Annotated in this window: 12 protein-coding genes and 1 pseudogene; 7 read left to right on the forward strand and 6 right to left on the reverse strand. The window is 45.7% G+C overall.

Features of this window, described 5'->3' with window-relative positions; all coding sequences use genetic code 11:
• Positions 1-145: 145 nt before the first annotated feature.
• Positions 146-1,123 (reverse strand): alpha/beta hydrolase, encoded by a 978-nt coding sequence (locus M5J74_RS28300; protein ID WP_106216766.1) that lies wholly within the window; start codon positions 1,121-1,123, stop codon positions 146-148.
• A 223-nt stretch (positions 1,124-1,346) separates the two neighbouring features.
• Here M5J74_RS28300 and M5J74_RS28305 point away from each other — a divergent pair, with 223 nt between their 5' ends.
• From M5J74_RS28305 to M5J74_RS28315, 3 genes are all read left to right on the forward strand, one after another.
• Positions 1,347-1,670 carry a co-chaperone YbbN gene (locus tag M5J74_RS28305; RefSeq protein WP_106169018.1) on the forward strand — a complete coding sequence of 108 codons (324 nt, stop codon included), beginning with the start codon at positions 1,347-1,349 and terminating at the stop codon, positions 1,668-1,670.
• A 59-nt stretch (positions 1,671-1,729) separates the two neighbouring features.
• The gene (locus M5J74_RS28310) at positions 1,730-3,040 is read left to right on the forward strand and encodes an LL-diaminopimelate aminotransferase (RefSeq protein WP_250014595.1); all 1,311 of its coding nucleotides are present in this window, start codon (positions 1,730-1,732) and stop codon (positions 3,038-3,040) included.
• A gap of 225 nt (positions 3,041-3,265) precedes the next feature.
• Positions 3,266-3,673, forward strand: coding sequence for a response regulator (locus M5J74_RS28315; protein ID WP_015157211.1), 408 nt, complete (start codon positions 3,266-3,268; stop codon positions 3,671-3,673).
• A 14-nt stretch (positions 3,674-3,687) separates the two neighbouring features.
• On the opposite strand, the gene M5J74_RS28320 is transcribed toward M5J74_RS28315, so the two are convergent.
• On the reverse strand, positions 3,688-3,867 hold the full coding sequence (locus M5J74_RS28320) for a hypothetical protein (RefSeq protein ID WP_015157212.1): 180 nt from the start codon (positions 3,865-3,867) through the stop codon (positions 3,688-3,690).
• Positions 3,868-4,360: 493 nt separating this feature from the next.
• Between M5J74_RS28320 and uvrC the strand changes: the two genes are divergently transcribed.
• Positions 4,361-6,328 (forward strand): excinuclease ABC subunit UvrC, encoded by a 1,968-nt coding sequence (gene uvrC, locus M5J74_RS28325; protein ID WP_250014597.1) that lies wholly within the window; start codon positions 4,361-4,363, stop codon positions 6,326-6,328.
• Between the two features lie 703 nt (positions 6,329-7,031).
• Here the strand turns inward: uvrC and rlmN are convergent.
• The 4 genes and pseudogenes from rlmN to panB form a co-directional block, all read right to left on the reverse strand.
• Positions 7,032-8,051 (reverse strand): annotated as a pseudogene (gene rlmN / locus M5J74_RS28330) (23S rRNA (adenine(2503)-C(2))-methyltransferase RlmN); the annotation flags it as partial.
• A gap of 37 nt (positions 8,052-8,088) precedes the next feature.
• Entirely contained in the window at positions 8,089-8,256 is a 168-nt protein-coding gene (locus tag M5J74_RS28335) for a hypothetical protein (protein ID WP_250014599.1), read from the reverse strand.
• A 25-nt stretch (positions 8,257-8,281) separates the two neighbouring features.
• Positions 8,282-8,998, reverse strand: coding sequence for a GNAT family N-acetyltransferase (locus M5J74_RS28340; protein WP_250014607.1), 717 nt, complete (start codon positions 8,996-8,998; stop codon positions 8,282-8,284).
• A 20-nt stretch (positions 8,999-9,018) separates the two neighbouring features.
• Positions 9,019-9,789 carry a 3-methyl-2-oxobutanoate hydroxymethyltransferase gene (panB, locus tag M5J74_RS28345; RefSeq protein WP_106547394.1) on the reverse strand — a complete coding sequence of 257 codons (771 nt, stop codon included), beginning with the start codon at positions 9,787-9,789 and terminating at the stop codon, positions 9,019-9,021.
• A 319-nt stretch (positions 9,790-10,108) separates the two neighbouring features.
• On the opposite strand from panB, the gene M5J74_RS28350 reads away from it, so the two are divergent.
• From M5J74_RS28350 to M5J74_RS28360, 3 genes are all read left to right on the forward strand, one after another.
• On the forward strand, positions 10,109-11,539 hold the full coding sequence (locus tag M5J74_RS28350; RefSeq protein ID WP_015157218.1) for a form I ribulose bisphosphate carboxylase large subunit: 1,431 nt from the start codon (positions 10,109-10,111) through the stop codon (positions 11,537-11,539).
• Between the two features lie 138 nt (positions 11,540-11,677).
• A complete protein-coding gene (locus tag M5J74_RS28355; protein WP_015157219.1) occupies positions 11,678-12,079 on the forward strand; it encodes a chaperonin family protein RbcX in 402 nt (133 codons plus the stop codon).
• Between the two features lie 95 nt (positions 12,080-12,174).
• Positions 12,175-12,519, forward strand: a complete 345-nt coding sequence (locus M5J74_RS28360) for a ribulose bisphosphate carboxylase small subunit (protein ID WP_015157220.1) — start codon at positions 12,175-12,177, stop codon at positions 12,517-12,519.
• The last annotated feature ends 8 nt before the right edge of the window (positions 12,520-12,527 follow it).

Here is a 12,527-nt window from a genome sequence, read left to right on the forward strand (position 1 = left end):
CCGGCTGAAGTTGTTCATCTATTTGCGCGCACCCGCCCCTACGATTCCTGTACGGGCGGGTTCACCCGAAATCTTCGTCGCAGTCAGAGAGCTTTGGTGAACCCGCCCCCACGACTCCTTCTGATAACTGATAACTGATAACTGTTCACTGTTGGCTAGTAACGCTGACGCGGCGATCGCGAGCGTCTCCCGTTTTGTAGACGTAATCGAAAGCTTGCCGATCGCCTAATACCTCCGCCCGTAAAAACAGCGCACTCCAACGCGCTACAGTTTCTACTGCCTGCGATTGCTCGATTTGTGGTTTATTAGAGTCGGGGATTGGACCTGGTGGATTATTGGTATTCGTAATGCCGTAATGATTTGCACCTGAAACGGTAATTAGAGCTTTGGGCGGAGATTGGATATTGGCATAAGTAGCTTGCGCTCTTTTGGGTAAAGCAATGCTGTCGCGATCGCCTTGAATCAGAGCAATAGGAATACCAGCATTTTTGATGGGAATATACTCTTGAGTTGCTGGGTCGCGCAGACTTGTGCCAAAAAATGCCCCACCTACAAGCTCTTTAGGACGTTTGAAGGAACCCTCACACGTAACAGGAATAATACACAAGTTGCCGATCGCAGATAAACCGACAGCACCACCAGCAGAGTGACCGAGTAATGTGAGTTTTTGAGGATCGACAATCTTCGCAATTGGAGTAGAATTAGATTTTTCCGTTTTAATTTGGTTTAAAACTGCGTCGATTTGAGAAGTATCCGGCAGCAGCCCTGTAAATCCAAATTGAGGCAGCGATCGCTGTTGAATGGGAACGACTACAACAAACCCGTAACTAGCGACAATTCTGGCGAAATCGCTATAACTAGACTTATCAACATTTGCTCCTGGCAGCAGTAAGGCAACGGGAAATCGCTGTCGCCCCTGCTCTTTAGGAGGCTGTTGGGGATAATATATGTCTGCTGGATTTTGATTCGCCGCGATCGTCGTACTGTAACTGGCAACTCGCTCGAATAAAGGTGTTGGTGTTGCTGTTGCAGTTCGAGCGCTGCTAGTTCTGCCTAAACCTGTGAAAATAGCGATCGCTAACGCAGTCATAGCCCATTTTCGTTGCATAGCAGTAAAACTCATACAAATCCTCTTAGAACGCTGTCGATCGCAAAGACAATTCAAAGGGCTAGATAGAATACTATGAGTACTACACCTGCAACTGATGAATTTTTGGAAAACCGGGCATTTATGTTTAAACCAGCTTGGTCATTAGTCATCGGTCAGTGGCGATCGGTCAGTGATAACTGATAACTGATAACTGATAATAGTTGAGTGGTACAAGAGGCTGTTAAGGAATAGTCACATGAGCAACGCAATTCAGATCGCAGACAAAGAGTTTGAAACAGAAGTTGTAAAAGCTGACCGACCCGTATTGATCTACTTCTGGGCTTCTTGGTGTGGTCCTTGCCGATTGATGTCACCTGCTATTGATTGGGTCGCTGAGAACTATAGCGATCGCCTCAAGGTCGTGAAAATGGAAGTCGATCCTAACCCTGCTACAGTCAAGCTGTACAAAGTAGAAGGAGTCCCTGCCCTGCGCTTAATTCGCGGTACGGAGGTCATTGCTGCTTCCGAAGGAGCGCTGAGCAAACAAAAAATTACCGATATGTTAGATACCTATTTGTAGCAATAAGAAACTTCTACGGGCGCACAGCCGTGCGCCTCTACCTAACTCCTCAAAAAATTATGCAGTTTGCCAATCGTTTAGAGTGCTTGAAAGCAAATGTTTTTGCCGATATGGATCGGGCAAAGGCAAGAGCAATATTAGCTGGGCGAGATGCGATCGACCTGTCCCTGGGTTCTGCCGATCTATCCGCAGAAGCGCACGTTACAGAAGCGATCGCCCAATCTCTCCACGACCCTAAAACCCACGGATACTTACTTTTTCACGGCACTCAAAACTTTCGCCAAGCCGCAGCCCAGTGGTACGAGCAAAAATTTGGTATTGCTGTCGATCCACAAACTGAAGTTCTGCCCTTAATTGGCTCTCAAGAAGGGACAGCCCATCTACCTCTAGCCATACTCAACCCAGGAGACTTTGCTTTACTCCTCGATCCTGGCTATCCTTCCCATGCTGGCGGAGTCTACCTTGCTAGCGGTCAAATTTATCCCATGCCCCTGCTGGCAGAAAATAATTTTTTACCTGTTTTAGCCGACATTCCTGCCCCGGTATTAGCACAGGCGCGGATGATGGTACTGAGTTATCCCCACAACCCCACCACCGCCGTCGCACCCCTTTCCTTCTTCCGCGAGGCAGTCGCTTTTTGCCAACAACACGATTTAGTTTTAGTCCACGATTTCCCCTATGTCGATTTGGTGTTTGAGGACTTAGGGAGCAGGAAGCAGGGAGCAGGGAGTAGAACAGAGCTGAGGGAGCTGAGGGAACTGAGGAGGCTGGGGGAGCAATTACAAGTCACAAGTCACAAGTCACAATTAATTCCGAATTCCGAATTCCGAATTCCGAATTCTCCCCTAGCTCCTTCTATCTTGCAAGCCGATCCAGAGAAAAGCGTTTCGATTGAGTTTTTTACCCTTTCTAAGTCATATAACATGGGAGGCTTCCGCGTCGGATATGCAATCGGTAATTCTCAACTGATTGCAGCTTTGCGCCAGGTGAAAGCCGCAGTCGATTTTAATCAATATCGAGGCATATTAAATGGGGCGATCGCTGCTTTGAGTGGCGACCAAACTGGAGTGCAAAGAATGGTAGAAACTTTTCGCCAACGCCGCGATCGCTTTGTGAGTGCTTTGCATCGTATTGGCTGGCAAGTTTCCATCCCTGAAGCAACCATGTATATCTGGGCAAAACTACCTGTACCTTGGGATAGAGATTCTGTCAGCTTTTGCACTCAATTAGTAGAAGCGACTGGAGTTGCAGTTTCTCCCGGTGCTGGTTTTGGTAAATCTGGTGAAGGATACGTCCGTTTTGCTCTGGTTCAATCGCCTGATGTTTTAGAAACGGCTGTGGATCGGATCGCTCAATTCTTAAATGATTAGAGTAAAGATTAGAAAATTTTGGTAATTGCACCCTTGCTTGCTTCCGACACTCGCTAACTGCTCGCTCGGTGACAATTTGCCATTATACTTGTGCTTGATTAATATGAATGATAACTAGCTAAGTAACAACTAGTCGCAAATGTAAATTCAGTTTTGTTTTAAATTGGTCTTCAATATAAGACTTTGAAGTGTGATACAAGCAACAACAGTTATTTAATTACACAAGTGAGCAACGCTGGATCGGTTGCACCAGCCAACCCTATTCCACAACGAATTTTATTGGTTGAAGATAACTATCTCAATCGACAGATGTTGGAAGATTATCTAGTTTTTTGTGGATACCAGGTTTTGGGTTTAGCGGATGGCACTGGATTTTTTCAAGCTTTGGCTGACTTTCGACCCGAACTAATTTTATTAGACTTAAAGTTACCAGGTATTGACGGTTATACTTTACTCGAACAAAAGAGTTGCAGACAAGACTATCAAAGTATTCCAGTTATTGTGGTTTCTGCTTTTGCTTTCAAAGCCGACCAGCAGCGAGCTTTGAAATTGGGTGCAAAGCGTTATTTTGTCAAGCCAGTCAGTTTGAGAGATTTGAAACAGGCAATAGAAGAAGAACTACAGCGATCGTAGAACCTCTTCTGAAATCATTCATCGCGCTGTTGCGTCACAAACTCCTCTACTGTCTGGCTGAGATTTTGTAAGTCCTGACCGATAACTGTAATTCGATCTTCTAGTTGTGCTAATAACAACACCGCTGTCTGAAGTTGATTGAGCGTGTCATCAATACCGTTTCGATAGTTCAGTTCAAATTCTTCTATATTCATAACTCAGCCTATTGCAGCAAGCTCCTCAAATAACTTATCGTTTTTGACTTCTAGAACCAATTTAATCTCAGCTAATGTAGAATTTAGCCAATCTGTGAGAATTTCATCTTTGGCAACCCAAATTTAATTTATACTTTATAGTTGGTGTATAATTTATCACGCCTTTAGAAATAAAAAGAGTATATTTACTATTATAGAAATATAAATAACTCGGCTAAAGCAGACAATTTATTCGATCAGTATATTCTTTTTAGAATTAATTTGGTGCAAATCAATAGGTAAGAAGAGCGGTAAGGAATAAACAAAGCTTCTCTGACTATTAGTAGGTATTAGGAAGCAAGTCGAAGTCTGGGAATGAGAATTGAGATTTCACCCTCAGTATAGAGAGTTCAACTAAAGTCTGTAACCTCCAGCCGCCAATCCTCAACCCTTCTGCGTGCAGTTTGATAGGATGACAGAGGAAGAGACTTCAGGCAAGCGGGTTTAGAGGGTAGTGACAGCATCGAAGACATTACCACTGGTAAGAGATCCAGATCGATTAGAAAGTCGGCTGAAAGAAATTCCTCCCGAACCAGGGGTTTATTTCATGCGCGACAGCAGCGATCGCATTATTTACATCGGCAAGTCGCGCAAACTGCGATCGCGGGTACGTTCGTATTTTCGCGACCCCAAGCAACTGAGCGATCGGATTGCTATGATGGTGCGACAGGTCGCCGATATTGAGTTTATCGTTACCGATACAGAAGCAGAAGCCCTTGCTTTAGAAGCTAATCTCATCAAGCAAAATCAGCCTTACTTCAACGTTCTACTCAAAGACGACAAGAAATATCCTTACGTCTGTATCACCTGGTCGGAGCAATATCCCCGCATCTTCATCACGCGCAATCGCCGCCAAGGTAAAAAAGAAGACAAGTTTTACGGACCATACACTGACGCTCACTTACTGCGAACGATTCTACGGCTATCAAAGCGAATCTTTGCTCTGCGGCAACGCCCGCAACCGTTATTTAAAGACCGTCCGTGTCTCAATTACGACTTAGGGCGCTGTCCAGGGGTATGTCAAAAACTAATTTCACCAGAAGAATATCGCAAAACCGTGCAAAAGGTAGCGATGGTCTTTCAAGGACGAACGCAGGAATTGATCGATGTCCTGACCGCACAAATGCAAGCTAGCGCCGAAGCATTAAATTTTGAATCAGCAGCACGAATTCGCGACCAAATTGCTGGTTTAAAGTCGCTGAATGCCGATCAAAAGGTATCGCTACCTGATGATACGATCTCGCGAGATGCGATCGCCCTGGCAGCAGATGAAAAGCACGCCTGCATTCAGTTATTTCAAATTCGCGCCGGACAACTTGTCGGTCGCCTCGGTTTTGTCGCCGAAGTCGGGGCGCATAGCTATGCGCCCCTACCCACACCCAATTTAGAAATTTCTGCCCCCACACCCCACACCTCACACCCCACACCCCAATTAGAACCAGGAGCAATCTTACAGCGTGTCTTAGAACAACATTATGAAACTGCTGACGATGTAGAAATTCCTACAGAAATTCTGGTACAGCACGAATTACCGGAAGCGGAGATGCTAGCGACAGCGTTAAGCCAACGTAAGGGGCGGAAAGTCACGATTGTGAATCCCCAGAGGGCATTGAAAGCAGAATTGATCGAGATGGTAGAACGAAATGCCGAGTACGAACTGGCACGGACGCAAAAATTGAGCGATCGCAACTCCCAAGCTATGGAAGATCTAGCCGCCATTCTCGACTTACCCGACTTACCCCATCGAATTGAAGGCTACGATATTTCTCACATTCAGGGTTCCAATGCGGTTGCATCCCAAGTGGTGTTTATTGAAGGTTTACCTGCCAAACAATACTATCGTCACTACAAGATTAAAAATCCTACGGTTACGGCTGGTCATTCCGATGACTTTGCCAGTTTAGCGGAAGTGATTCAACGCCGCTTTCGTAAATACGTGGAAGATCCGCAAATGCAACGAGTGGGAAACCCCGACTGGCCCGATTTAGTGATGATTGATGGCGGTAAGGGGCAATTATCGGCAGTTGTAGCTGTCTTGCAAGAAATGAACTTGATGGAAGACTTGCGAGTGGTTAGCTTAGCCAAGCAGCGGGAAGAAATTTTTTTACCAGGCGAATCTCAACCTTTGGCGACAGATGCGGAACAATCGGGAGTACAATTACTTAGGCGACTGAGAGATGAAGCACATCGCTTTGCTGTCAGTTTCCACCGCCAGCAGCGTAGCGACAAGATGAGGCGATCGCGTCTAGAAGAAATTCCTGGTTTGGGCTACCATCGCCAGAAACAACTCCTAGCGCATTTTCACTCGATCGACTACATTCGCCAAGCCAGTATCGAGCAACTGGCAACAGTAGATGGTATCGGTTCTCGCTTGGCAGGGGAAATTTATAACTATTTTCACCCACCTCAAAGCATAAATTGACCAATTTTTCTATTTAATTTGACATAAGTTGACAATTTGTAGATAGAAAAGCGCTCGGCGTTTTTCTATCTGTTTCGCTTGGGGATCGTATCCAAGCAATCTAACTCTCGATGGAAACCAAACCTTAATAAATGGTTAAAAATTGATAGGAGAAAACCCGATCGTGAGTCAAATTATTGATTGGACTCGGGGATCGGTTTACCGATTATCTTAGTAGTGAGTCAACGCTCACTGCCATTAGAAAGTCTGTTAACACTGTTATCTAAGCTACAAAATCAAAGGATTCATCATGGGGATCGCAGTAAATCGAAGTAGTGTCCACGCAAACTTTTTATATTTTCTACCAAAAGTGGCATGGATACTGAGCTGAAATCTTGCGAGAATATATACTGGAACGAAAAAAAATGACTGTCTCGGACAAAACCTAGCTGGATCGACTAGCTAGATTTCAACAATCGCGTTCCCAACTATATATTCGATTGACCTTCCAGTTTTTATTTCTTCTTTCTTAAAAATTCTTAGGCTCAAAAGGTTTGTCAAATGCAAATAAAACAACAGATTAGATGCTCCAACTGTGGCAGCGAAGCAGAAAGATTTTATGTATTAAGTAGCGAACTAACACGCACGCAATGCAATAGCTGTGACTATCTCATGGTGACGTGCGCTCGTACAGGAAAAGTTATAGAAGCATATGCGCCGGGTATTAACCCAATGAAGGCTGTAGCTGCTGCGCCCGTAGTTGACCGCAAGCCGCCTCTGCTTCCAATCCACGGGAATAGCGGACGCTCACAGCGATCTGTTGCTGCTTCAGGACGTTAACAAAAGCCTGAATTTGACTTGAACTCGGTCGCTGATAATCTGCTTCTCGAATCGGATTGTAAGGAATTAGATTGACGTGACTTTGAAAACCTCGTAGCAGCTGAGCTAGCTCAGCTGCTTGTTTTATGCCGTCATTTACCCCAGCAAGTAAGATATATTCAAACGTGACGCGGCGACCAGTAAGACGCACGTACTCGCGACATTCTGAAAGTAAGTCATGGAGAGAGTACTTTTGGGCGCTGGGAATCAGTTTTTCTCTGGTAGCTTGGTTAGAGGCGTGAAGGCTAACCGCCAAGGTAACTTGTAGTTGGTATTTAGCAAGTTTAAGAATTCGCCCTGGAATTCCCACAGTAGAAAGAGTCATGCAACGCTGTCCGATACCCACATCTTGGTTCAGAGATTGAATCGCTGCCACGACATTTTCTGTATTTAGCAAGGGTTCGCCCATACCCATAAAAACAATGTGGCTGACGCGCCGTTGAAAGTCGGATTGGACTGTCAGAACTTGATCGATAATTTCATGCGGGGCGAGGTTGCGACGAAAGCCCCCTTTACCCGTGGCGCAGAAATCGCAAGCCATCGGACACCCTACTTGAGTCGAGACGCATACGGTAAGGCGCTTGTCAGTTGGGATACCTACAGTTTCAACAATTTGATTATCTGCAAGTTGAAGTAAGTATTTGACAGTCTCATCAGGGGCTACAGTGCGATGATGAATTTGCGATCGCCCGATCGAAACATTTTCTACACTACTACGCCATTGTTTCGGAAACACTGAGATTTCAGATAGCGATCGCGCTCCTTTGTGATAGATCCAATCGTATAATTGCTTACCGCGATAAGCTGGCTGTCCTTGTGCTTGTACCCAGGCGGTGAGTTGTGCTTGATTTAAACCTAGTAATGGGGTGTGGGGTGAGTGGTTCGTGACTAGTGGCTGGTGGCTAGAATTGCTTCCTTGTCTCCCTTGTCTCCCTTGTCCCCCTTGTCTCCCTTGTCCCCCTTGTCCCCCTTGTCCCCTTGTCCCCCTTGTCCCCCTTGTCCCCCTTGTCCCCCTTGTCTCCCTTGTCTCTTGTCAGTATTACTATTAACCATAATTTTGCAGTAACCAATCTCAGCTCACTATATGACGGTAGCTTATTGATGAAGTAATATGAGGCAATCGACGGGGACAAATCTGAGTTTAGCTGCTAGCTTCATCGAGGGTAAATTGCATTCTTCTGCACCCCAAACTGGCTGTTTACCTTTTTGGTGCATGTATTCCACCATGTAGGCAACACACAAAGCTGCATAGCCGCGATTTCTATGCGCTGCTAATGTGGCAATCGATATGTCCCACAAAGTTTCGGTTTCCACGGCGTAGCAAAACGAGACTGGGACATCATCGGCTATAGTAGCGGCAATTGAGCAAGAATCAGAGGCGATCGCTAATTCTGTTTGTAAGTCAGTTGGTAAATGCTTTAAATTGCCAATTTCATCTGTGGAAAGTAAACGTACCTTCCCTGGAGGAACTTTAGGTAACTTGCGAGGATCGGTGAGTGTATGCAGCCATGCTAGTTGCGATCGCCAGTTTGGTAAAATTTGAGCGATATAGTTACTACTTTCCAGTGCGGCGATAATTTCACTTCCTTCCCCTACATAAGTCACAGCTTGTTCTACTGCTTTTTGATTAGGAGAGCCGACTATACAAATTAATTTTTTAGTCGAACTACAAACAATAAAACTTAGTTTTCCTGCTGTTTCATCCACGCCAAAAATTTCGCCTTCACGGGAAACTAACAGCGAACGAGTTTCTACCCAACGTGGAGTATCGGGTAGAGACATTGCAAAATCACGGTCATAACTAGTTTCCATACGATCGATAGAAAGAATTCCTATGGAAATTTATGCTCTCTCACCTCAGCAGCATAATCTTGCACTGCCCGAGCGATCGCTTCACTTAGGTTTACATACACCTTGGCAAAGGGCGGTTGCCGTTCAGACAAACCCAACACATCGGCAGTGACTAATACTTGCCCGTCACACTTAGAACCAGCACCAATACCTATAGTAGGAATCGTCAATTTTTGGCTAATCTGAGCCGCTAAGTCTGATGGAATGTGTTCTAAGACAATACTAAAGGCTCCTGCTGCTTCGAGAGCGATCGCCTCAGCAATCAGTTTCTCTCCCGCCGTAGTTGTTTTACCTTGTTGCTTTAATCCCAACTGATGGATCGATTGGGGTGTCAAACCGATATGTCCCATGACTGGAATCCCCGCCTGTACCAACCGCGAAACAGTTTCTATAATTGCCGGATGTCCGCCTTCGATTTTTACCGCCTGCGCCCCTGCTTCTTTCAACGCCCTTCCCGCCGAATGCATAGCCTGCTGAAAGCTTTCCTGATAAGTCAGAAACGGCAAATCGAATACTAACAACGCTCTTTTCACGCCTCGGCGGACTGCCTTAGCGTGATGTAACATTTCTTCTAATGTCAGAGGTATAGTAGTCTCGTAGCCCAGCATGACTGCTAAAGAGTCACCTACCAAAATTAAATCCACTCCCGCAGCATCTAACAATCGCCCCGTAGTGTAATCCCACGCAGTTAGAGCAACAATTGTCTGTCCTTGTTGCTTCCATTGAATTAATTGCTGGGTAGTGATTGGCATAAGAGAGTGGTAATGGGTAATGGGTAATGGGTAATTGGTTAGAGGCAAGAGGTAAGTTTTTCCCTGCTCCCTGCTCTCTACTCCCTGCGCCCTCTCATAACTGATAACTGATAACTGGTAACTGATTCAGATACATTCAGCAGTATTTGTAACAAAATTTAATAAAATACAAGTTTAATAATAAATTTTTATAAATGTGTACAGTACATTTAAATTTTAACTAATTCAATTCTTGATATATTGTTAAAAACCGCGTTGGTTGGCAAGGAATAGACTTACTAACTAGCGAGTGGAAGAGACTGACTCTTGGAAGAAAAATATGTCTTACGCGCAAACGAGAACCCAGACCAAATCGGGCTACCAGGCAGGGGTTAAAGATTACCGACTGACTTATTACACCCCCGATTACACTCCCAAAGATACAGACGTTCTGGCTTGTTTCCGTGTCTCGCCTCAGCCTGGAGTCCCTCCAGAAGAGGCTGGCGCGGCTGTAGCTGCTGAATCCTCCACTGGTACGTGGACGACTGTATGGACGGATTTGTTAACCGACCTAGACCGCTACAAAGGTCGTTGTTATTACATCGAGCCAGTACCAGGTGAAGATAACCAGTTCTTCTGCTTTGTGGCTTATCCTCTCGACTTGTTTGAGGAAGGCTCCGTCACTAATATGTTGACCTCGATTGTAGGTAACGTATTTGGTTTCAAAGCCCTCAAAGCGCTGCGTCTGGAAGACATGAGAATTCCTGTCGCCTACCTGAAGACATTCCAAGGACCTCCCCACGGGATTCAAGTTGAGCGCGACAAACTAAACAAGTACGGTCGTCCATTGTTGGGTTGTACGATTAAGCCCAAACTCGGTCTATCGGCGAAAAACTACGGTCGGGCTGTATACGAGTGCTTGCGCGGTGGTCTAGACTTCACCAAAGACGACGAGAATATTAACTCTCAGCCTTTCATGCGTTGGCGCGATCGCTTCCTATTCGTTCAAGAAGCAATTGGCAAGGCACAAGCAGAGACAGGCGAAGTTAAGGGTCATTACCTTAACGTTACTGCTCCTACCTGCGAAGAAATGATGAAGCGGGCTGAGTTTGCTAAAGAACTCGGTACGCCAATCATCATGCACGACTACCTAACTGGTGGTTTCACTGCTAACACCACTTTGGCGAAGTATTGCCGCGATAATGGTTTGTTACTCCACATCCACCGCGCTATGCACGCCGTAATCGACCGTCAGAGAAATCACGGCATTCACTTCCGCGTATTAGCTAAGTGCTTGCGGATGTCTGGTGGCGACCACCTGCACTCTGGAACAGTAGTCGGTAAGCTAGAAGGCGAACGCGGGATCACGATGGGCTTCGTTGACCTGATGCGCGAAAACTACATTGAAGAAGACCGTTCTCGCGGTATTTTCTTCACTCAAGATTGGGCTTCCATGCCTGGTGTAATGCCTGTAGCCTCTGGTGGTATCCACATTTGGCACATGCCAGCGCTAGTAGAAATCTTTGGTGATGACTCCTGCTTGCAGTTCGGTGGTGGGACGCTCGGTCACCCTTGGGGTAACGCTCCTGGCGCAACTGCTAACCGCGTAGCTCTAGAAGCTTGCGTTCAAGCTCGTAACGAAGGACGTGACTTGGCACGCGAAGGTAACGATGTAATTCGCGAAGCTGCTAAGTGGTCGCCTGAGTTGGCTGTTGCTTGCGAACTGTGGAAGGAAATCAAGTTCGAGTTCAAGGCAGTTGATACCCTCTAATCAGTGGCGAGTAGTGAGTGGTGAAGCAGCGGGCGGCGAGGTGTCCTCGCGCCCCATTAGCTTCGTAGTGGTGAGTGAGCTAGAATACTCAAAACTCACGACTCATACCTCATAACTCTACAAAGGCTGGGGTCAAGCATGGATATAAAGCGAATTGCGAAGGACACAGCCAAGACGCTGCAAAGCTACCTAACTTATCAGGCAGTAAGAACGGTGTTGGCGCAAATTGGTGAAACTAACCCTCCTCTGGCACTGTGGCTGCATCGCTTTTCTGCGACTGACAGAATACAAGACGGCGAAGCGTACATAGAAAATTTGTTTCGAGAAAAGCCTGATTTAGCATTGCGAATCATGACTGTCAGAGAACATTTAGCGGAGGAAGTGGCTGATTTCTTACCTGAGATGGTACGTGCTGGGATTCAGCAAGCCAACATGCAACACCGCAAGCAGCATCTAGAGCGGATTACGCAACTAGAAACAAATCCTAGCCTTGATTCTGAGCCGCAAACTACCTCAGAAACCAATCTGGATAGTCCTTAAATCGTCATTAGTTATTGGTTACTAGTTGTTTCTACAACAAACGACAAATGACAAATGACAATCATCAATTTTTCAGCAACCCACAGAGATAATCCATGCAAACGCTACCAAAAGATCGGCGCTACGAAACTCTATCTTATTTGCCTCCTCTAACTGACGCTCAAATTAGTCGTCAAGTTCAGTACATTCTGAGTCAAGGATACATTCCAGCAATTGAGTTCAACGAAAGCTCTGAACCAACAGAGTGTTATTGGACAATGTGGAAGCTGCCTTTGTTTGGAGCTGGAAGCACTCAAGAAGTATTGAATGAAGTTCAAGCTTGCCGTTCTCAGTATTCCAACTGCTACATTCGGATCGTTGGTTTCGATAACGTCAAGCAGTGTCAAATCCTCAGCTTCTTGGTTCACAAACCCAACAGCAGTGGTGGTAGATACTACTAAAAACTAGA

This window comes from Chroococcidiopsis sp. CCNUC1, from assembly GCF_023546805.1.
In the GTDB taxonomy this organism is placed as follows: Bacteria; Cyanobacteriota; Cyanobacteriia; order Cyanobacteriales; family Chroococcidiopsidaceae; genus Chroococcidiopsis; species Chroococcidiopsis thermalis.